The following is a 21,057-nucleotide window of genomic DNA, read 5'->3' on the forward strand; positions in this document are numbered from 1 at the left end:
CGATTTCCGCGGTATGGTGGATATGCCCGCAACGCTTGCAGGAAGTAGCGCGATGAACTCCAGCCCCGACACCATGAATGCAATGGTTCTCCACCGCCCTGGCGACAGGCTGCGCCTCGAGCGGCTTGCGCGTCCGGTCGCGGGGCCGGGGCAGATCCAAATCCGCGTCGAAGCATGCGGAGTCTGCCGCACCGATCTGCATCTTATCGATGGCGAACTGGACGATCCTATCCTGCCCATCGTGCCTGGCCATGAAATCGTCGGGCGCGTCAGCGCGGTGGGGCCGCAGGTGTCGGGGTTCTCCCTGAATCAGCGCGTAGGCGTGCCGTGGCTGGGCTGGACCTGCGGAAAATGCCGCTACTGCCTGAGCGGACGCGAAAATCTATGCGACGCGGCCCGTTTCACCGGTTATCAGATCAATGGCGGATTTGCGCAATACACGGTGGCCGACGCCCGCTACTGCTTTGCGCTCGGGGACGCCGCGGACGCCCCTGCGGCAGTGGAATTGGCCCCCCTTTTGTGCGCCGGCCTGATCGGCTATCGGGCGCTGCGCCTGGCGGGCGACGCGCAACATATCGGTCTTTATGGATTTGGCGCGGCGGCCCATATCATCGCGCAGGTACTGAACCATCAGGGGCGTTCCTTCTACGCTTTCACGCGCCCGGGCGATCTGGACAGCCAGCAGTTCGCCCGCCGCCTCGGGGCGGCCTGGGCCGGGGGAACCGACCAGCCGCCGCCGGCCGCCCTCGATGCCGCCCTGCTCTTCGCGCCGGCCGGCGCGCTGGTTCCGCTGGCCCTGGGCCATACGGAAAAAGGAGGCTGCGTAGTGTGCGCTGGCATCCACATGAGCGACATCCCCGGCTTTCCCTACGCCCGTCTCTGGGGGGAACGGACCATCCGTTCCGTCGCCAATCTCACGCGCAACGATGGGCTGGAGTTTCTCGAGCTGGCGCGGCAGGCCCCCATCCATACGGCGGTTACCGTCTTCCCCCTGGAGCGCGCAAACGAAGCCCTGGCGCGCCTGCGCTCTGGCGCATCGCAGGGGGCGGTGGTGCTGGACCTGGGCTGAGCATCCCCTCCTCATGCCATCGCCTGCGGCAGGCGCCTTGCCGCTATGGCTGCGTGCGTAGCGGCGGCGCCCGGCCGGCCCGCCAATCTTTCCCCCGCTTGACCGGCATCAACACGCCAGTCCTCTCTTGGCACAGAATCGTTTTGTGCGCCGCGGCAGTCGTTGCGGCCTTGATGTGCACCCCACACACTGAACCTTACCGAGATGGAGAGCATGATGAAAGACGACGAACTTCGCCAGCACATTATCGATGAACTCGACTTCGAACCCAGCATAGACGCCGCCAGCATCGGCGTCGCGGTCGACGACGGGATCGTCACGCTGTCCGGCCATGTCGCCAGCTACGCCGAAAAGGTCGCGGCAGAACATGCCGCGCGGCGCGTCAAGGGTGTGCGCGGCATCGCCCAGGAGATCGAAGTCCGCTTCCCCGACGCCAAGAAGACCGCGGACGACCAGATCGCCAAGCGGGCCGTGGACATCCTCGCCTGGAACACCACGATTCCCGATGGCGCGGTGCAGGTGAAAGTCCAGCAGGGCTGGGTCACGCTGTCGGGCAAGGTGGATTGGCAGTTCCAGCGCATCAGCGCCGCCGACGCGGTGCGCCGGCTCTCGGGCGTGGCCGGCGTCAGCAACCTCATCGAGGTCAAGCCCGAGGTTCACCCCGCCGACATCCAGAGCAGCATCGAGGGCGCGCTCAAGCGCAGCGCCGCGCTGGAAGCCCACGGCATCCGCATCCAGGTGGATGGCAGCAAGGTGATACTGGACGGCCTGGTGCACAGCTGGCATGAGCGCGACGCGGCGGAGCGGGCGGCGTGGTCCGTGCCCGGCGTAGTCGCCGTCAGCAACAATCTGGCCATAGGCTGACCGCCAGCCAGGCGCGGCGCTAATCGCAGCGCAACGCTGCGCTTGCCCGCGCCACTACGGCGGCGATGCCATCGTCCGCCTGGATGCGCGTCCAGCCATCCGATTCTTGCCGCCGCGCAAGCTGCAGGCGCAGCACGTCCGCGTTGGCATCGGAAATGTCGCCGCGGCGCGCCTCGACGCGCGTGAACAGCTCGGCGGGCGAGGCCTCGAGCCTGAGGCCGGCGAAGGGGACGCCGGCATCCAGGGCGCTTTGTTCGATGCGCTCGCGATCCTCCGGCCGAAGAAACACCGCATCGGCGATCACGGCATGGCCGGTCGCGAGTATCGCCCGCGCTTCCCGCGCCAGGATCGCGTAGACCTGTTCCGATGCCTGCGCCGCGTAGGCGTCTTGCGGCAAAGAAGTCTCGGCGGAGACGCCATGGATGCGCTTGCGGATGCGGTCGCTGGCCAATATCCGGGCGCCGGGCGCGGGGCCTATGCGGCAGGCGAGCGCCGCCGCGAGCGTCGACTTGCCTGTGCCGCTCAGGCCGGCGATCGCCACCAGGCGGGCCGGCGCCGGCTCGAGCAAGCGCAGCGCCAGCCCCATGAAAGCCCTGGCTTCGCGGATAGACGCTGCGCGGTCTCCTTCCCCGGCCGTTTCAGCCCGCGCAGCCACGACATGGGCCCGGACAGCCGCCCGCAGAGACATGAAAAAAGGCATGAGCGGCAGGCCGTCCGCCTCATCGCGCTCGTCGAGGTAGCGGTTCAGGACCAGATTGGCGATTGATTCGCGGCCGCAGCGCCACAAATCCATGACCAGGAAAGCCAGGTCATACAGCACGTCTATGGTCGCCAGCGCATCATTGAATTCCAGGCAGTCAAACAGCGTGGGCGCGCCATTGACCAGGCAAATATTGCCCAGGTGCAGATCGCCATGGCAGCGCCGGACCTTGCCCGCTTGCGCGCGGGCATCGAGCAGCGCCTCATGGCGCCTGAGCGCCGCGCGCAGCGCGGCATTGAGCCTGGCGACATCGTCCGGCGCAAAGATGCGCGTCGCCGCCAGCGATTGCTCGTTGATGTCGAGCACCGACATGATATTGGCGGCGCCCCGGCGGCGATGGTCGATGTCCGCCCCGGCATGAAAACGCGCGATGCCGCGCGCCAGTTCCGTGGCCAATGCCGGCGTCAACTGGCCGCGCGCCGCCATCCGGTCGAACAGCGTTTCCTCATCGAAGCGCGCCATCTCCACGACGGCGTCGACGAGCTCCCCCTGGTCGGCGAAGGCGAGCCGGCCGTCCGCCCCGCGCCTGATGGCGTGCACCGCTATGTAGAGGGCGGCGGCGGTGCGCCGGTTCAATTCGAGCTCCTTCTCGCACGCAGCCAGGCGCCGCTGCGCCGTGGAAAAATCGACGTAGGGCAGACAAACGGCCCGCTTGAGCTTGTAGGCGCGCCGCCCCACAAGGAAAACCACCGAGATGTGAGTTTCAATAATGGCGACAGGGCTCGCAGGCTCGCCGTAGTTCGCCGGATCGGCCAAAAAAGCCAGGGTGGACGCTTGGTCTTGGACAGGCATACCGGTAGCTCCCCTCCTCATGCGGGCAAGGTCCCCCGAGGACAAGTATTTACATGCAAAATGCCACACATCGTTACGGAAGTGCTTGATCTAAATCAAATTTCCTGCAGCCCTGCGGATACTATACTGAACTGCAGTACTCGCTCCTGCGATACGGCCGCTCCACTTGCCGCACCGTCATCTTGATGTAGTCGCTCAATGCACCAATAGTGCAATAAATCGAGAGCTATGATGAATGCTATCCAACGTATGCAGGCCGCCGTTCCCAGTGTGCGCGGCGAGTCCAATCCCCACCCCGGCGCGCAGGGCGCCAGGCTCTTCTCCACGATTCAGGACATCTATGAACTGCTGCCGTTCGGCCGGCAGGCCCGCAGCGGCGGGCAGACCGAAACCGCGCTGCAATTCAGGCACAGGCGGGCCAAGGCCGGACAAGCCGTCTATCGCATGGGCCAGGCCTTCGATGTCTTGTACATCGTAAGGCTCGGTTTCTTGAAAACCGTGATACGCAGCGTGGATGGCGACGCCCGGGTGCTTTCCTTCCCGGCGAAAGGCGATTTCCTGGGCTTCGACGGCATCTACCGCAATCGCTACGCCACCGACGCCATCGCCTTGACCGACTGTGAACTCGTAGCGCTGCCATTCAAGCAGTTGCTGACCATGGCCCATTCCTACAGGGACCTGGAGCAAATGATATACCTCGCCATCAGCCGCGAACTGGCGCCCGGGCGCCCCGAAAGCCTGGCTGGCGCGATCAGGGCGGAAGCCCGCGTGGCCCGCTTCCTCGAAAAGCAGGCCGATAGCTACGCCAGCCTGGGGTATTCCCCCCGCAATTTCCTGCTGCCCATGAGCAGGCGCGATATCGGCAGCTATCTGGGCCTGTCGCTGGAAACGGTCAGCCGCTCGCTTTCCGCCATGGCGAGCGCCGGCGTTATCGCCATCGAGCGGCGCCATGTACAAATACTGAAACCCGAATTGCTGCATTTGTTTCGCCATATGCATCCTTTGCCGAAGGCAAAATCCCGGCATCGGCCGCGGGAGATCGAACTGGCGGAGGCTGGACAATAGCCGGCCTGTGCCACCGCGATGATCGCGCCATGCGAACCGCTACGTGCATGTTGATCCCCGTCAATCCGTGATCCGGACCGGCGGCGCAGAATGAAGCGAGCATCCAGGATTCGGGAGAACGGCCATGCGTTTACAGGACAAGGTTGCCATCATTACCGGCGCGGGCACCGGCATCGGGGAGGCGATCGCGCACAAATTCGCCCGCGAGGGCGCGTTGCTTGTGCTCGCGGGGCTGCCGGCCGACCCTGTCGCCGACGTAGCCCAAGCCATCGCCAGGGCGGGAGGCCGCGCCGAGGCCTATTGCGGGGACTTGGCCGACGAGCCGCAAGCCCGCGCGTGCGTCGATCTCGCCCTGCGGAAATTCGGGGCGCTCGACGTGCTGGTGAGCAATGCCGGCATTTTCATCGCCAATGCCGAGACCGATGCCTACCGTATCGAAGATTTCGACCGGACCATCAGGAGCAATATCCGCACGGCATTTCTGATGAGCAAGTTCGCCCTGCCCCATCTGCGGGCCAGCCGCGGAAATATCATTTTCACAGGCTCGGAAGCCGGGTTGAACGGCTCGCCCGGATTCACGCCTTACGGCGGCAGCAAAGGCTTTCTTCACGCCTTCATGAAAGGCGTCGCCCTGGAGCAGGCGCCCTATGGCGTAAGGGCCAATTGCGTCTGCCCCGGCCCCATCGACACCGCCTGGACCCGCGGCGCCGACAGCCCGATAGGGCCGGCCGAGCAAGCGTCGATCGACGCCATGGTCCCGCTCGGGCGCCGCGGGACGCCCGAAGAAATCGCAAATATCTTCGCATTTCTCGCGTCCGACGAAGCGAGCTACGTAACGGGCGCGCTATGGCTGGCCGATGGCGGCGTCACGCCGGCCAAAAGCGATATTGGCGCGAGGGTCGGCGCCGAGCTGCGGCGCGCGCCGGACGGCGCGCTGACGCTCAGGCACACACACGACGGACTGCGCGGCAAAGAGGTCTACCGCGCGCGCTCGTGACACCGGACCAAGCCTGGCGGCATCGAAGCCGGACATCAAAGCCCAAGCGAGCCGCCTCTGGCAAGGCGGCTGCGCACGCTATGCGGCGCTCAGGGCCGGGTAGTCGGTGTACCCCCGCGCGCCGTTGCCATAGCCATACAGACGATCCTGGTCTATCGGGTTGAGGGGCGCGCCTTGCCAGAGCCGTTCGACCAGATCGGGATTCGACACGTAATTCCTGCCGAAGGCGATGAGGTCGGCGCGATGGCTGGCGATGGCGCTTTCCGCCTGGACGAGATCATAGCCATTGTTCGCGATCCACGTGCCATGGAAGCGTTCGCGCAGCGCGCCGAAATCGAAATCTGGCGCGATATCGCGCGGCCCGCCCGTCGCGCCCTCGATGATGTGGACATAGACCGGCGCCAGGCGATCGAGCACTTCCACCACATGGTTGAACAGCGGCTGGGGATCGGAATCAGATATGCCATTGGCGGGCGTCACCGGCGAGATGCGGATGCCGGCGCGCTCTGGCCCGATCTCGGCGATCACCGCTTGCATCACCTCGCTCAGGAAGCGGACACGGTTCTCGACGGAGCCGCCATAGGCATCGCTGCGCTGATTGGCGCCGTCGCGCAGGAACTGGTCGATAAGGTAGCCATTGGCGCCATGCACTTCGACGCCGTCGAAGCCGGCGGCGATCGCATTGGCCGCCGCCTGGCGGAAGTCGGCGACGATGCCCGGAATCTCCGCGATGTCGAGCGCGCGGGGGGCATCGACATCAAAGAAACCGTCATTCACATAGGTCTTGGTGTTGGCGCGGATTGCGGAAGGAGCAAGGGGTTCGGCATTGCCCGGCTGAAGCGAACGATGCGACACCCGCCCCACATGCCAGATCTGCAGGAATATGCGCCCTTCCTTGGCATGCACCGCCTCGGTGACGCCGCGCCAGCCGGCGATCTGCGCGGGGGTATGAATGCCAGGCGTATCCTGGTAGCCCTGCGCCGTGGCGCTGACCTGCGTTGCCTCGGCAATGATGAGGCCGGCGGAGGAACGCTGGGCATAATACTGGGCCATGAGCGGCGTCGGCACATTGCCGGGCGCGGCGCGGTTGCGCGTCAGCGGCGCCATCACGATGCGGTTGGGCAGCGCGAGGCCGCCCAAGCGATAAGGGCTGAACAATGAAAGGGAAGTATCGTTTGCCATGTCTGATGCTTTGATCTATCTGGATTAGGATTACGGGCGATATCCGTGTCCGCCCCCCGGGGCTGCCGACGCGAGTTCTTTCCTGCTTGCGCAGGCGGTACATCGAGCGGCGGCGGGCTGGGCCAGCAGGCGTTCGCGCGCGATGGGCTTGCCGCAGTCGACACAGGTTCCATAGCAGCCATCGCGCATCCTTTGCTCGGCCGCTTCGATCCCCTGCAGCAGGCCGCCGTCGATTTCCATCTCAGTGCGGCGTATCGCTTCGAAACGCAGGATTTCCGCGTCGTCCGAGCGGCTTCCGACATCCAGGTTCTGCGCTTCGAAGCCGGCTTTTATATCGGCATCCGCCTCCCGGAGGTCATCAAGCGCTTGGCTTTTCATCACGGCAAGCCGCTGGTGCAACAGGCGAATATCGTCGGTGGATAGATGCTTCATTTGCTTTTCTCCGCAGTGCCTAGTAAAGCCTGCCCGCTATGGACGGATAATCGGGCGCAGCAACGCCGCCAGCCCGACGCGCCGCCACATTGCATTCTTCTTGCCGTCAATTGATGGCAAGCAACTTGGCGCCGCTCTGGCCGGCCTTCTTCTTGGGCAAGGACAATTCCAGCACGCCATCCTGATATTTGGCCACGGCCTTCGCATCGTCTATCTCGTTGTCGAGGGTGAAGCTGCGCGACTGCAAGCCATAGTAACGTTCGCTGCGCACAACGGTTTCGTCCTGCTTTTCGTCTTTTTCCTGTTTGGTTTCGGCCGTGATCGTCACCTGCTTGCCCTGCACGGATACCTTCACATCTTCCTTGTTGACTCCTGGTATCTCGGCTTTCACGGTATAGGCTTGCTCGGTTTCCGAGACATCCATTTTTATTCTCGGTTCCACGCCGAAATTGGCAAGGCCGGGCTGTATGCGAAAACCTTTGAAGAAATCCTCCAGGCCCCGAAATGGCTCGAAGCGAGCTATATCGGTAAAAGGGTCGAACCGCGTTAGATTGTCAGCCATGATCAGCCTCATGAAGAATAGTTGGGTTCAGGTCTTGCCTTTGCTGCCACGCCGGCATCCGGAAAGCATCATGCGATTGATACACGATCGATGCACGGCACCGCATACTCATGATATGGCCGCGAGAATGACGGCTATTGACCGGCGTCAACAAGATCCAGGTTTTTCAAATCCTTGCCGGACCGCCTATCTTTCTCGCGCTTGACCGTCATCAACACGCTAGTCCTCTCTTGGCACAGAATCGTTTTGTGCGCCGCGGCAAATCGTTTCAGCCTTCCTGGTGCACCCATACTGAACCTTACCGAGATGGAGAGCATTATGAAAGACGATGAACTTCGCCAGGACATTATCGATGAACTCGACTTCGAACCCAGCATAGACGCCGCCAGCATCGGCGTCGCGGTCGATGACGGGATCGTCACGCTGTCCGGCCATGTCGCCAGCTATGCCGAAAAGGTCGCGGCAGAGCACGCCGCGCAACGTGTCAGGGGAGTGCGCGGCATCGCCCAGGAGATCGAAGTCCGCTTCCCCGACGCCAAGAAGACCGCGGACGACCAGATCGCCAAGCGGGCCGTGGACATCCTCGCCTGGAACACCGCGATTCCCGATGGCGCGGTGCTGGTCAAGGTCCAGAAAGGCTGGGTCACGCTGTCGGGAACGGTGGATTGGCAGTTCCAGCGCATCAGCGCCGCCGACGCGGTGCGCCGGCTCTCGGGCGTGGCTGGCGTCAGCAACCTCATCGAGGTCAAGCCTCAGCTTCATTCCGCCAATGTCAAGAGCAGCATCGAAAACGCCCTCAAGCGCGGCGCCGAATTCGAAGCCCATGGCATCCGCGTTCAGGTCGAAGGCGGCAAGGTGACCCTGGACGGCGTGGTGCACAGCTGGCATGAGCGCAGCGCGGCGGAGCGGGCCGCATGGTCCGTCGCCGGCGTAACGTCCGTCAAGGACAATCTGGCCATAGGCTGATCCGGCCTCCCTCCCGGCATGGCATCAAGACCCATGCCCGCGGCGGCAGACGCATTCCCTGGCATGCGCCGCGGCCGGTTCCATGCCAGGGGCGCCGGGCACGAAGGCCCGCGACCGATGAACCATTCTGAATAGCGGATACTGAAATGAAAAAATCCCTCATAGCTGGCCATATGGCTTTCATGGCGCTCGCATTGAACGTGGCGCCGCTGTTTGCGCAGGAAACGGCGCCCAGCGTGCAAGTATCGCCCGTGATATTGCAACAAGTAGAGAAGCAGGCCGACGAGGCGCTGCAGCGCTTGTACGAGCGGGTAAAAGATTCCAAGGAGCTGGTTTCCAAGTCGCGGGGGGTGCTGATCATGCCCGAAGTGGTCGCCGGCGGCGCCATCCTCGGGGTAGAGTACGGGCGCGGCGTGCTTCGCACCGAAGACGGCGCCCATACCTACTACAACCTCATTACCGGGTCCATAGGCGCAAAGCTGGGCATGGAAAAGAAGACAGTCGTTTTATTGTTCCTGACCCAGGAGGCGCTCGACCGCTTCCGCAATGGCCAGGGCTGGACTGCCGGCATCGATGGATCGGTCACCATCGCCACGAAAGGAGTGGCGGGCAATCTGGACACCAATACCGCCCGTTCGGGCATCGTCGGATACGTCGTGACAAATAAAGGGCTAATGCTGGATGCATCGCTGACCGGGGGGCGGTTTACCAAAGTGGCGCTCTAGCTTAGTGGCGCTGCGGCTACCGCCGCCCCGCTTGCGCCGCCGCCCGGCAAAGGCTGGCGGGCGCGGCGCATGCCGATACTTTATGGCCGCCCCGCCATTTGCCGTCAACTGATGGCAAGCACCTTGGCGCCGCCTTGCCCGGCCTTCTTGGGCAAGGACAATTCCAGCACGCCATCCTGATATTTGGCGACGGCTTGCGTGTCGTCTATGTCGTGCGCCAGGGTGAAGCTGCGCGACTGCCGTCCAAAGTAACGTTCGCGGCGCACGATGGTTTCATCCTGCTTTTCTTCTTTTTCCTGTTTGGTTTCGGCCGTGATCGTGACCTGGTTGCCCTGCAGGGATACCTTCACATCGTCCTTGCTGACTCCCGGGATCTCGGCTTTCACGGTATAGGCCTGCTCGGTTTCCGAGACGTCCATTTTTATTCTCGGCTCCACATCGAAATTGCCGGCGGCGGGCTGGATGCGAAAATCCTTGAAAAAATCCTCCAGGCTCCGTAAGGGCTCGAAGCGAGCGATATCGGAAAAAGGGTCGAACCGCATTAAATTGTTAGCCATGATCAGCCTCATCAAAGAAAAAGTCGGGTTCAGGTTTCAGCTTTGCTAGCATGACGGCATCCGCGGGCGCCGGGTGATGGGACACACGCCCGGCGCGGCGCCGTATGATCATGATATGGCCGCGACGGCGCCAGCTATTGACCGCTATCAACAAGACCCGGGTTTTTTGAATGGGCGGCTCGATGCCCACAGCCTATCGAGCGAGGTCATCCGGCGAACTTTGGGGTTTTCTCATCCAGGCAGGATTGCATCAGCGCCCGGGCGCGTTCAGCGCCCATGGGCTGGCTGTCGAACAGGTTCCGATAGATGATGGGGGCCACAAAGCGGTCCATGACCTTGTCCACATCCGGCGCGGCTTCGCCGCGCAGGGCGGCGCGGTCGAGTATGACCGCTATCTGCTCGCGGATGTAGGCCGCGCACTGGTTCTGCCAGCCGCCGTCGGAGGCGCTTGCCATGACATCGCGCACCATGGCCATGCCCGGTTCGGAGGTCATTTCTTCGAAAAATTGCTCGCCCCAGGCGTGCAGATCGGTGCTCAAGCTGCCGGTGTCGGCCGGCTCGCCGTCAGGCCTGAGGCGCTCTACGGCGACGTCGGCCAGCAGCTCGGACAAATCTCCCCAGCGCCGATAGATCGTCGACGGTGTGACGCCGGCCCGCGCCGCGATCAGGGGTACGGTAAGCTGCGGCCGGCCGATTTCGGCGACCAGTTCGCGCACCGCCTTATGGACGGATTCCTGCACGCGGGCGCTGCGCCCCCCCGGACGAACACATTCACGGATACTCATGGCGCTACGTTAACACAAATTATTTGCTTTAAGTAGTGTTTGAGCGCACAATCCACTAATGCAATTTTTTTGCGTTTAATTGGAATGAATATGCCTCCTGGTCCCTCCTCCCTGGCCCTGTCGCGCAGCTCCCGCCAGCCATTCCGGTTCGGACGCCCGGCCGCCACGTGGCTGCAGGCCCTGATCCTGCTTACCTTCATGGCGGCCTCCAGCGCGCCGACGCCGTTGTACAGCATTTATCGCGCGAACTGGGGTTTTTCGGCCATTACGCTGACCATCGTTTTCGCCGTCTATGCGATTTCCCTGCTCCTGGCCCTGCTGATGCTCGGGTCGCTATCGGACCATATCGGCCGGCGGCCCGTCATCATCGGCGCGCTGGCGCTCAATGCCGCGGCGATGGCGGTGTTCATGACGGCCTCCGCCGTGCCGCTGCTGATAGCGGCGCGCCTGCTGCAGGGGCTGGCTACCGGGGCCGCGACCAGCGCGCTGGCGGCGGGATTGATGGACCTGGATCGCCAGCGCGGGCCGCTGATCAATAGCGTGGCGCCCATGATAGGCCTTGCCCTGGGCGCCCTGGGTACCAGCATCCTGGTGCAGTTTGCGCCGGCGCCCATGCAAGTGGTGTTCATCGTGCTGCTGGCGGCGTTTGCCGTCCAGGCGCTGGCTGCCTGTTTCTTGCCGGAGACTTCCAGCAAGCGCCGGGGGGCCCTGGCGGCCATGCTGCCCACCGTGAACGTGCCGCGCCAGGCATGGCGCGCCTTGCTGCTGATCGCCCCCATGGATGTGGCGGCCTGGGCGCTGGGCGGCTTCTATCTGTCGCTGGGCCCTACCCTGGCGGGGCGCGTAAGCGGAATCCATGCGCCGGTCATTGGCGGCCTGATGATTTTCGCATTGACCGTCAGCGCCGCCATTGCCGTGCTGCTGCTGCGCGGCTGGGCGCCGCAGCGCATGCTGGTCTTCGGCGCGTCCGCGCTGACGGCGGGCATTGCGGTCACATTGGCCGGCGTGCATGGCGGCGCGGTATCGTTGTTCTTTCTGGGCACCTCCCTGGCTGGCGTCGGCTTTGGACTGGGCTTCCTGGGCGCCCTGCGGACCGTGCTGCCCACGGCGCAGCCCCACGAGCGCGCGGGTTTGATGGCAGCGTTCTATATTCTGAGCTACCTGGCCTTCAGCCTGCCCGCGATTGGCGCAGGCGTCCTGACCCATGCCGTGGGCCTGATCGCCGCGACCGATTATTACGGCGCCGCGCTTATCGTATTGGCGGCCGCGGCGTTGATCGGCGCCAGGCTGTTCCCGCCCGGCAGGAAAAAGGCGGCGGCTTGAGGCAAACGCAATGCCAGGCGTCCGCGCAGAAAGCGCGGACGCCGGAACATGGCGCAGGCGCAATCGAAGCGATCAGCCATATACTGGGCCCTTGTGCGCGACTGCCGGGTGGCGGTCCGCGAACCGCAACACATGGAGGAACAGGTTTGGACACGAATAAAGCCGCCCTGGAGATAGAACGGCTCGATGCGCAATCGAGCAAGGTCCGGACCGCTTGCGGCCCTGCCGCGAAGATGACGTGGCGGCGATGGGGCGCCGGCCCCGCCGTCGTGCTGGTCCATGGCGGAGCCGGCAGCTGGATGCACTGGATCCGCAATATCGAATCATTGGCGCGAACGCGCACGGTATGGGCCCCCGACCTTCCCGGCTTCGGCGACTCCGATCTGCCGCGCGATGGGCTGGATGCCGACACCCTGGCGCCTTACGTCCTCGGCGGCATGGAGCAGGTGCTGGACGGACAGCGCTTCGACTTGGTCGGGTTCTCCTTCGGCGGGCTGGTTTCCGCGCTGATAGCGGCCCAGCGGCCGGCGCGGCTCGACCGCCTGGTGCTGGTCAGCGTCGCGGGGCTGGGGCTGCTCGGCCAGCCGCCGCGGCTCAAATCCATGCGCGGGGTCGAAGACCCGCGGGAGCGCGCCGAAGTGTTCCGGTCCAATCTTAGTGCGCTCATGCTGTCCGACGCCGCCAAGGTCGATGACCTGGCAATCGCCGTCCAGGAGCGCAGCGCGCCGCGCGACCGGGTCAAGAACCGCAAGCTGGTCTTGACCGATATCATGCTGCGCCTGTCGCAACAGTGGCAGTGCCCCGCTTATGGCGTATGGGCGCGGCAGGACGCCTTGTATCGCGGCCAGATCGACCGCCTGCGCAGTGCCGCCGGCGGGCTGGGCCTGCGCGAGACCGCCATCCTCGACGATACGGGGCATTGGCTTCAATACGAACGCGCCGAAGAATTCAATTGCCTTCTCGCCCGCTTCCTCGGCGAACCGGCATCCCCGGACAACATTCCTCACCGGTGAGTTCTGTCGCACACCGGCGCGGCTCTTCCATGCTCGCCGGCTTCCGCCGGCCGCCCGATTCTGGCGGCATGGGTCCTGCGCCGCATGAACCACAGGTACAGGCCGCTGCCAAGCACGGCAATAGTGATGAGATCCAGCAATGCCCAAAGGATTTTTAGCGGCAGCCCTCCATAATCGCCGAAATGCAGCGGGCGTGACAACTGGAGCGCGCGCAGATATACAGGCATGTCGGCGATGGCCGTCAATTCCCCGGTCTTCGCATCCACCAGCACCGCGGTGAACAGCCGGGATGTCAGCGGCGTGCTGCCGTTGGTCCAGATCAGATAGTGATGCGGATTGGAAAACGATGCGCTGGGATAGATGATGCTGGTGATATTGCGCCCGGGCAGCGCACGCTGGACGGTCTCGAACGCGGCTTGCGCCGGGCTCGGGCTTGCCGCCGGCGCAAGCCCCCGGTATGCCGTCAGCAGGGCGCGCATTTCCGACGTTCTCCATACCGCCGAGAGCGGCTTGGACAATTCGTTCATCACGCCGGTGACTGCTACGCAAAGCATCCACACGAGAACCGAAATGCCCAGAAGGTTGTGCAGGTCCAGCCATTTCGTGCGCGAGGACCGTAGGCGGATGGCGCCGAATGCCAGGCGCTTCATGGAGGGCGCATAGAGCGCCGCGCCGGAGACGATGGCCGCCACGAAGACCAGGGCGATCACCGCAAGCAGCATTTCTCCCGTGAAGCCGGCAAACAAGTCCGCGTGCAGCCTGAGCATGACTCCCATGAATGTGGCGGGCCGCTGCGCGCCCGACATATCGTCTTTCACGACCGAGCCGGTCCGGACATCGAACTCGACCCGGTGGTCCAGGTCGCGCCGGGGGCCGTCGGACGGCGCCATGACGACCGTCACCCTGGGCTCGTCGTCATCGATAAAGATGAAACGCAGGACTTCCGCCGGGTAGCGGCGTTTCGCGGCGGCAGCCATGTCGTCGAGCGCCGCCCGGGGCTGTCCTTCGGGAACGACGCGGGCGAGAGGCTGCTCGTCCAGCCAGTCCTCGATCTCGTGGGAGAAAATCAAGGGAAGGCCGGTCAGGCACAGGATCAGCAAGAAGCCCGTGCATATCAGGCTGGACCACTTGTGCAACACATACCAGCGCCTTGTCGAACGGGCGGATTTCATGTCGATCGCGGCAACGGTTCATCCGGTCTGCGCGGCATGCTCAGAACTCCATCGTTGTCGAAAGCAGGAAGGTCCGGGGCGCGCCGCGCGCCAAGCCGAATGAACTCGATGCCGCGGCCCAGTAATCCTTGTCGAGCAGGTTTTCGATGCCGGCCCGGATCGTGACGGGAACGCCGGAGACTTTGGTCTTGTAGCGCGCCCCGATATCGACCCGGGTCCAGGCGGGAATGTCCTGGGAATTCGATGCGTTGTAGTATTGCGAGGAGGTGTAGATGACGCGGCCGGTGAGCGTCAGTCCGGCGAGAAATGGCGTGTCCCATTCACCCCCCAGATTCAGCTGCGTCGCCGGGACGCCGACGGCCTTGTTGCCGTCAAAGGCGCCGTTGGCCGTTTTGGTCAGCGTCCCTTGCGTGAACGCCGCGCCGCCCAGGGTGCGTATGCCGCGCCAGGGCTCTCCGAAGACATTGATCTCGATGCCCCGGTTGCGCTGCTCGCCATTCAGCCCATAGGTGTTCGTGGCCGCGTCGGTGTAGCCGCTGGGCTGCTCGATTTGAAAGGCGCTGACCGTGGCGGCAAATTGGCCGAAATCGTGTTTGACCCCCACTTCATATTGCCTGGATTTGATCGGCTCGAAGAGTGTGCCGGCATTGCTGGCGCTGACGGGCGCGGTGGGCCCTTGGCTCAGCCCCTCGATGTAGTTGGCATAGAAGGATGTGTCTTCGAACGGCCTGATGACCAGGCCAGCCGCGGGTGTGACCCTTTCCTTGTCGTAGAAAGAGGTTTGCGCGCCCGTTGCGGCATTGAAGTTCTTTACCACGACTCTCTGCTGGCGCGCGCCCAGCGTCAGCTGAACCTTGTCATCGAGAAAATGGAGGGTGTCCGCCAGCGCGAGGCTGGTCAAATTCGATTCGGCGGTCTTGGGCGCGGTGTCGCTGTATCCCGCCAGGCTGGGCGGCGAGATCGTGGCCGGATCGTATATATTGGAGCGGTAAGTGGAAACGACCGGCGCCACCGCCCCCGAATCCGTTCGCACCGTAGTGACGCTCAGGTTCAATTCGTGCCTGACGGCTCCCGTCGCGAAGCTTCCCCGCAAGCCGAGCAGCCCCGTCTTAGTATCGGAGTAGGTGGGCTGATAGTACTGGTTTGCCCGGAAATTGCCGAGATCATCCTGCAGGTAAATGAAGTTGTACAGCCCCAGGAATTCGTTCTTCCTGCCGCCCGCGGCGGCATAGGCGGTCCAGTCGGGCCCGATATCGACCTCGCCCTGGATCAGTGCATAGTGGTCCCTCGATTGGGCGAAATACCAGGGTTGCCCTATGTTCAGCGTGCTATCCGGGGCCTTGGGAATCTGGAAATTCTCGCTATCCGTATAGACCACCCGAGTAGGCGAGTCCGTATATACATCGTGGTAGCCCACGTCCGCGGAAAGGCGCAAGCCTTCCCCGCGATAGTCCAGCCCCAGGGCGACAGAACCCGCGCGCTGCGCCTGATCATCGATACCCGTCTTTCCATCCCGGTACGCGCCGTTCAGGCGCACACCCCATTCTCCATTCTCGCCGAAGCGCCGCCCCAGATCGACCTGGCCGCCAAACTGCGCATTGGAATAGTAGTTGGCCGTCAATTGGGTGATGGGCTCGTCCGTCGCGCGCTTGGTCACGAGGTTGATATTCCCGCCCACCCCGCCGCTGGGCGCCATGCCGTTCATCAGCGCCGAAGGCCCCTTGAGAATCTCGACGCGTTCAATCGATTCGAGCCCGCCGGCCATCTGGGGAGGGACTATGCCATAGACTCCGTTGACGGCTATGTCCTGTGTCTGGGTGGGAAAGCCGCGTATCGTGAACTGGCTCACATAGCTTCCGTCGGGCCACGTAGTCCGGACCGACGGATCGTTCTTGACCACGTCTCCGATACTGCGGGCCTGCTGGTTCCGGATGCCTTCGGCCGTGAAGCTGGCGACGTTGAACGGCGTATCCATGAAATCCTTGTTGCCCAGCAAGCCGAGCTGGCCGCCCCGCGCCACCTGCCCGCCCGCGTATGCGGGTGGAAGGCTGCCCGTGCTGCCCACTACTTTTATAGCCTCCAGCTGGGTCAACGAGCCGGAGCGCGACAGCGACACATTCTTTCCGTTGCGCCGGAACTCGATTCCCGTTCCCGCCAGCAATGCCCGCAAGGCCTGATCCGGGGTGATGCGTCCAGACACCGCGGGCGCTGTCAGGCCAGCCACGATATCGGGCGAATAGATAAGCTCGAGCGCGGCCTGATTCGCCAGTTGCACCAGGGCGCTGCCCAGGGGCTGCGCCGGGACGCTGATCTGAACGGCCGCCTCCTGCGCCTGCGCGCGGGGCGCTGGCAAGGCGCATGCCAGGGCAAGCGACAGGGCCAGGATGCCTGGGTTGCCGGAAAAAGCGCTGCGGCGTTGACGGCCCTGGGCGCGCACACTTGAAGTTTTATGGTTCACGTAACGGTTCATCCAGTAAGTTTTTTTAAGCGCAGGTTCGCGCCTCCCATCCTTGGCCCAAGGTTCTCGAGGGGCATGAGACATGCAAACGTCCCTCTCATTAGTAAAGAGTGTCCGGCGCGCCAAATCCCTGAAGGATTCTTCCGGCCAATTAGAAACAAAATGTATCTTCCATGGCGCGCGGGAATGCCGGTGGGACCGAGCCACCCCGGCATCCGTGTGGATGGATTGACATCGCGCCCGCCCGGACGCGTCCCGATCAGCGGGCGGTGATGATCGAGGCGCCGTTGGGCTGGATGAGAACGCGCACCGGCGCGATCTCCGGCAGCAGGTCGAGGAAGGATTGAGGATGGTCGGCGCTGAACACGCCGGCGATGCGCACGCCGGCGAGACGGGAACCGGACAACTGGATGGCCATGGGCGCGTAGCGATTCATTTCGCGGACCGCCTGCGCCAGGGGCGTGTCTTGAAATACGATACGCCCTTGCTGCCAGGCCAGCAGCGTGGCGACATCGACGGCTTGAACCGCCGCCAACCCGCCATTGGCCGTCGTTCCCACGCCATGCCCCGCCGTCAGCCGGGCCCTGCGGCGATTCCACCAGTGGCCGCTGCTGACTTCGACCGTACCGGAATCGACGGCGACCTGAACGGCATCATCATCGCGCCGGACATTGAAGCGCGTGCCCGTGACCCGCACTGTCGTTGAAGCGGCCTCGACAAAGAAAGGCTGGGCCGCATCCTTTTCAACGGAAAAGGTGATCTCCCCCGCCGCCAGCTCGGCGACCCGCCGGCGCTCGTAGAACATTATTTTGACTTGGGTGCCTGTATTCAACTGAAGAATGGAATTATCGGGCAGCATGACCTCGCGTCGCTCCCCGCGCCGGGTCGAAAACTCCTGCGCATACGATGGCGCTCCTTCCCACAAGCTGGGTAGCGCGACGCCGGCGACAACGGCGGCGGTGCAAGCCAGCCCCAACCCTATGCCGAAGCCGCGGCGGCTGGCGAGCCGGCCGCCGCGGGCGGCGCCGGGCTCGCGCGTCAAGGCGCGCAGCCGTTCGGCGGGCAGGACCGTCGTCGCATTCCAGATACCCATCAGCACCCGGTATTCGCGATCATGCGCCGGGCTGGCGCGGCGCCAGGCCTCGAACGCCTCGCGCTCGGACGGCGTCATTTGCCCGGAACGCGTCCGCGCAAACCAGAACGCGGCGGCATCGCGGGGATCGTCCAAGGTACTCGGGTCGTGAGAGTCGGTCATCGAGCGGCGGCCGCCAGGCAATAAGTCATGAAGGGAATATTTCGTGTCTCTTATTATAAAGACGCTCTGAAAGCGCGAATCCCTGAATCATTCCGGACCGAAATGTTGTAACTGTTCGCGTAAATGGCGCAAGGCCCGCATGATATAGCGCTCGACGGTATTCAGCGAAACGCCCAGCCTTTCGGCGATCTCGGGCTGGGAATACCCTTCCAGGCGATGCCAAATATAGGCCTGGCGGCATTTGAGCGGCAGCTGCGCCAGGGACTCCTCCAGCGCATCAGCCAATTGCGAGGCGCGGATGGCGGCCTCGGGGTCGGCCAGCAGGGGGTGATGGTCTTCGGCCAGTTCTTCCAGCGAGATAAGCTGATTGCGGGCCTGGCGCCGGATTTCCCCGGCCATGCGGTTCTGGCTGGCGCGGTAGAGGTAGGCGTGGCCGTCCAGAACGGCCGAGGTATCGCTGCGCAGCATTCCCACCACGGCATCGTGCGCGGCGTCCTCGGCATCGTGAAAATTGCTGCTTCGGCGAGGCCATGTCCGCATCAACTCGCGATAATAGGCGAGCCAACCATTTTGAGACGGACGGCGGCTGGGCATGGTTTTGTATGAGGCTGGGTGGCGGAAAACATTTGATTATTGCAAATCATTCTTATTACAGCAACTTCCATATCGACACCGGAAGCCCGCAACACACGCCGCAGGGACAGGCATTTTTACAGTTTGGGCTCCCCCGGCCACCCGCTTGCCGACAGCAAGTCGGACAGCGACCTTACCATCGGCGTTACAACTTGCCGCTCGCAATACTGTATATTTATACAGTTAATATGAATAGTGGGCCGCCATGCTCGATGAGGACATTTCGCCGCCGCCGGAACGCATCCATCCCGCGCTCTGGCGCGCTTCGCAGCTTTCCTGCGCGCCGGGATGCTATGCAGACACCGGCTTCGCCGCCGTGTCCGCCGAATTGCCGGGCGGCGGCTGGCCGCTGGGCAACCTGATCGACATCCTGGTCCGGCAGCCCGGGGTGGGCGAACTGCAATTGCTGCGCCCCGCCTTGCTGCGTCTGGGCAGGCGCCCCATCATGCTGGTGCAGCCGCCGCACCTGCCCCAGACGGCCGCCTGGGCAAGCTGGGGCGGCCCGCCTTCCTGTCTGCTGTGGGCACGGCCCCAGCGGCCGGCCGACGCCTTGTGGACGGCGGAACAGGTATTGCGCAGCAGCGCATTCGGCGCCTTGCTGCTGTGGCAGGACGCCGTGCGCAGCCCGACCCTGCGCCGCCTGCAGCTGGCCGCCCAGGAAAGCGACACCTTGTTTGTCCTGGTGCGCCCCCAGACTGCCGCCAGCCAGGCCTCGCCCGCCCCGCTGCGCCTGCTGCTGCAGCCGGCCCGGCCCGGCCTGAACGTTTCCATCCTGAAGCGCCGCGGCGGCACCCACGAAGGGCCTATTGAACTGCGGCTTTATCCCGATACCCGTTTCCCCGAGTTTGAACATGCGATTATGGATAGGCGTGCATCTGTCGCACGCGAGCCTGGACATGCTGTGCCCGAACTGGCGCACTGAAGCGGCGGTCGTGCTGGAGCGCGATCAGGTCCAGGCCTGTTCGCCCGCCGCCGCGCGGGAGGGCGTGCGGGCGGGAATGCGTGTGGCCGGCGTCAATACGCTATGTCCCCATGCGACCCTGGCCCAATACGATGCCCATACCGCTGCGCGCGCCATCGGCGAAGTTTCGCTGGCCCTGCTGCAGTACACGCCTGAAGTCGCGCTTTGCGGCAACGACACCCTTTTGCTGGACGTCTCGGCCAGCCTTAGCCTGTTCGGCGGGGCGCGGCGGCTGTTGCGCAAGGTGCAGGCCACGCTCGCGGCCCTGGGGTTCGCCGCCAGGGTGTCCATGGCGCCGACGGCCGGCGGAGCCTGGCTGTTGGCCACCTTCATTGCGGCGCGCCGGCGGCGCGTATTGCGGCTGGCAGCGCTGGCCCGCCTGCTCGACGCCCTGCCCTGCGCCGCCCTGCCCGCCGCGCAGCCCTATCTCGATTGGCTGGAAGGGATAGGCGGCGCCACCTTGGGCGCGCTGCGCGCCTTGCCGCGCGCGGGCCTGCAGCGGCGCACGCACAAATCCATACTGCAGGCCCTGGATGCCGCCTATGGCCAGGCGCCGGAGCTTTTCGAATGGATCGTGCCGCCGCCGCAATTCGCCGGCCGCGTCGAACTGATGGAGCGCCTGGAATACGCCGATGCCGTGCAGTTTGTCGCCCGCCGCCTGATCGAACAGCTTTGCGGCTGGCTGGCGGCCCACAAGCGCGCGGTGACGCGCGTCATCCTCACCCTGGAGCATGAAAGGGGCCGCCACGCGCGCCCGCCCACCGGGCTCGAACTGGCCCTGGGCGCGCCCACCTGGGAGGCCGGGCATCTGCTGCGGCTGCTCAAGGAACGCTTGCACAATCTGGAACTCGCCGCGCCCATCATCGCCGTCGCGCTGCACGCCGCCGACACGGAAACCATGGCGCCCGTGCCCAAGGACTTGTTTCCCGAGCCGGGCGGCAGTCCGGCCGACCGCGAGCGTGTGCTCGAATTGCTGGTGGCGCGCCTGGGGCGCGAGAACCTGCTGCACCCCAGTCCGATAGCCGATCACCGCCCCGAGGTCGCCAATGGCTGGGTGCCCATCGATCAAAAGCCGGCGCCCGCGCGCTGCGTTCAAGGCGCCGAACGTCCGTTCTGGCTGCTGGCCGCGCCCATTCCCTTGCCGGTCAGGCAACACCGCCCTTTCTACGGCTCGCCGCTGCGCATCGTGCGCGGCCCGGAACGCATTGAAGACGGCTGGTGGAACGGCCTGGCCGTGCGCGACTACTTCATCGCGCAAGCCGCCGATGGCGCGCGCTACTGGCTCTACCAGGAACGCGGCGGCCAGAGCGGCTGGTTCCTGCATGGCCTGTTCGCGTGAGGCACCATGCATAGCGCTTCGGTGCCCCGGAGCCAAGGGCGTGCGCAGCGCGAAGCGCGGCCGGCGTCATGCGGACAAATGACATGCAGCAACAAGGCGCTAAGACCACGAGCTTTTAGCTATACTCTAAAAATTGTAGTAGCGGTC

Annotated in this window: 20 protein-coding genes; 10 read left to right on the plus strand and 10 right to left on the minus strand. The window is 64.3% G+C overall.

Annotated features, from left to right (window positions below; translation table 11 throughout):
* The first annotated feature begins 73 nt into the window (after positions 1-73).
* A complete protein-coding gene (locus tag BUB23_RS01360) occupies positions 74-1,069 on the plus strand; it encodes a zinc-dependent alcohol dehydrogenase family protein (RefSeq protein WP_073101620.1) in 996 nt (331 codons plus the stop codon).
* 213 nt (positions 1,070-1,282) lie between these two features.
* Complete coding sequence (locus tag BUB23_RS01365; protein ID WP_218598820.1) at positions 1,283-1,933, plus strand: BON domain-containing protein; 651 nt, start codon at positions 1,283-1,285, stop codon at positions 1,931-1,933.
* A 19-nt stretch (positions 1,934-1,952) separates the two neighbouring features.
* On the opposite strand, the gene BUB23_RS01370 is transcribed toward BUB23_RS01365, so the two are convergent.
* Positions 1,953-3,485 (minus strand): bifunctional aminoglycoside phosphotransferase/ATP-binding protein, encoded by a 1,533-nt coding sequence (locus BUB23_RS01370; protein WP_073101233.1) that lies wholly within the window; start codon positions 3,483-3,485, stop codon positions 1,953-1,955.
* A gap of 228 nt (positions 3,486-3,713) precedes the next feature.
* Here BUB23_RS01370 and BUB23_RS01375 point away from each other — a divergent pair, with 228 nt between their 5' ends.
* Together BUB23_RS01375 and BUB23_RS01380 are read left to right on the plus strand one after the other, a co-directional pair.
* Positions 3,714-4,550 carry a Crp/Fnr family transcriptional regulator gene (locus BUB23_RS01375; protein ID WP_084135621.1) on the plus strand — a complete coding sequence of 279 codons (837 nt, stop codon included), beginning with the start codon at positions 3,714-3,716 and terminating at the stop codon, positions 4,548-4,550.
* A 124-nt stretch (positions 4,551-4,674) separates the two neighbouring features.
* Positions 4,675-5,547, plus strand: a complete 873-nt coding sequence (locus BUB23_RS01380; protein ID WP_073101235.1) for an SDR family NAD(P)-dependent oxidoreductase — start codon at positions 4,675-4,677, stop codon at positions 5,545-5,547.
* Positions 5,548-5,625: 78 nt separating this feature from the next.
* On the opposite strand, the gene BUB23_RS01385 is transcribed toward BUB23_RS01380, so the two are convergent.
* The 3 genes from BUB23_RS01385 to BUB23_RS01395 all read right to left on the minus strand — a co-directional run bounded on the left by BUB23_RS01385 (position 5,626) and on the right by BUB23_RS01395 (position 7,723).
* Entirely contained in the window at positions 5,626-6,729 is a 1,104-nt protein-coding gene (locus BUB23_RS01385) for an alkene reductase (RefSeq protein WP_073101237.1), read from the minus strand.
* A gap of 30 nt (positions 6,730-6,759) precedes the next feature.
* On the minus strand, positions 6,760-7,161 hold the full coding sequence (locus BUB23_RS01390; RefSeq protein ID WP_073101240.1) for a TraR/DksA family transcriptional regulator: 402 nt from the start codon (positions 7,159-7,161) through the stop codon (positions 6,760-6,762).
* Between the two features lie 106 nt (positions 7,162-7,267).
* Complete coding sequence (locus BUB23_RS01395; protein ID WP_073101622.1) at positions 7,268-7,723, minus strand: Hsp20/alpha crystallin family protein; 456 nt, start codon at positions 7,721-7,723, stop codon at positions 7,268-7,270.
* Positions 7,724-8,041: 318 nt separating this feature from the next.
* Here BUB23_RS01395 and BUB23_RS01405 point away from each other — a divergent pair, with 318 nt between their 5' ends.
* Positions 8,042-8,689 (plus strand): BON domain-containing protein, encoded by a 648-nt coding sequence (locus tag BUB23_RS01405; RefSeq protein ID WP_073101244.1) that lies wholly within the window; start codon positions 8,042-8,044, stop codon positions 8,687-8,689.
* Between the two features lie 146 nt (positions 8,690-8,835).
* Positions 8,836-9,414: a lipid-binding SYLF domain-containing protein gene (locus BUB23_RS01410; protein ID WP_073101245.1), complete on the plus strand. Its 579-nt coding sequence runs from the start codon at positions 8,836-8,838 to the stop codon at positions 9,412-9,414.
* A gap of 104 nt (positions 9,415-9,518) precedes the next feature.
* Here the strand turns inward: BUB23_RS01410 and BUB23_RS01415 are convergent, their stop codons facing one another.
* Positions 9,519-9,971 (minus strand): Hsp20/alpha crystallin family protein, encoded by a 453-nt coding sequence (locus BUB23_RS01415; protein WP_073101623.1) that lies wholly within the window; start codon positions 9,969-9,971, stop codon positions 9,519-9,521.
* A gap of 206 nt (positions 9,972-10,177) precedes the next feature.
* Positions 10,178-10,756 (minus strand): TetR/AcrR family transcriptional regulator, encoded by a 579-nt coding sequence (locus BUB23_RS01420; RefSeq protein WP_073101248.1) that lies wholly within the window; start codon positions 10,754-10,756, stop codon positions 10,178-10,180.
* Between the two features lie 90 nt (positions 10,757-10,846).
* Here BUB23_RS01420 and BUB23_RS01425 point away from each other — a divergent pair, with 90 nt between their 5' ends.
* Positions 10,847-12,079, plus strand: coding sequence for an MFS transporter (locus BUB23_RS01425; protein ID WP_084135665.1), 1,233 nt, complete (start codon positions 10,847-10,849; stop codon positions 12,077-12,079).
* Positions 12,080-12,225: 146 nt separating this feature from the next.
* Positions 12,226-13,092: an alpha/beta fold hydrolase gene (locus tag BUB23_RS01430; protein WP_073101250.1), complete on the plus strand. Its 867-nt coding sequence runs from the start codon at positions 12,226-12,228 to the stop codon at positions 13,090-13,092.
* Here the strand turns inward: BUB23_RS01430 and BUB23_RS01435 are convergent.
* The 4 genes from BUB23_RS01435 to BUB23_RS01450 all read right to left on the minus strand — a co-directional run bounded on the left by BUB23_RS01435 (position 13,083) and on the right by BUB23_RS01450 (position 18,571).
* Positions 13,083-14,264, minus strand: coding sequence for a PepSY-associated TM helix domain-containing protein (locus tag BUB23_RS01435; protein WP_073101252.1), 1,182 nt, complete (start codon positions 14,262-14,264; stop codon positions 13,083-13,085). The genes BUB23_RS01430 and BUB23_RS01435 overlap by 10 nt on opposite strands.
* Positions 14,265-14,304: 40 nt before the next feature.
* Positions 14,305-16,722, minus strand: a complete 2,418-nt coding sequence (locus BUB23_RS01440; RefSeq protein WP_178372247.1) for a TonB-dependent receptor — start codon at positions 16,720-16,722, stop codon at positions 14,305-14,307.
* Between the two features lie 259 nt (positions 16,723-16,981).
* Complete coding sequence (locus BUB23_RS01445; protein WP_073101254.1) at positions 16,982-17,977, minus strand: FecR family protein; 996 nt, start codon at positions 17,975-17,977, stop codon at positions 16,982-16,984.
* An 87-nt stretch (positions 17,978-18,064) separates the two neighbouring features.
* On the minus strand, positions 18,065-18,571 hold the full coding sequence (locus BUB23_RS01450; protein ID WP_073101256.1) for an RNA polymerase sigma factor: 507 nt from the start codon (positions 18,569-18,571) through the stop codon (positions 18,065-18,067).
* A 244-nt stretch (positions 18,572-18,815) separates the two neighbouring features.
* Between BUB23_RS01450 and imuA the strand changes: the two genes are divergently transcribed.
* Positions 18,816-19,532, plus strand: a complete 717-nt coding sequence (imuA, locus tag BUB23_RS01455; RefSeq protein WP_073101258.1) for a translesion DNA synthesis-associated protein ImuA — start codon at positions 18,816-18,818, stop codon at positions 19,530-19,532.
* Positions 19,462-20,910 carry a Y-family DNA polymerase gene (locus BUB23_RS01460; protein ID WP_073101260.1) on the plus strand — a complete coding sequence of 483 codons (1,449 nt, stop codon included), beginning with the start codon at positions 19,462-19,464 and terminating at the stop codon, positions 20,908-20,910. The genes imuA and BUB23_RS01460 overlap by 71 nt, the downstream gene beginning before the upstream one ends.
* Positions 20,911-21,057 lie beyond the last annotated feature (147 nt).

The organism is Pollutimonas bauzanensis (assembly GCF_900129885.1).
GTDB lineage: Bacteria > Pseudomonadota > Gammaproteobacteria > Burkholderiales > Burkholderiaceae_B > Pollutimonas > Pollutimonas bauzanensis.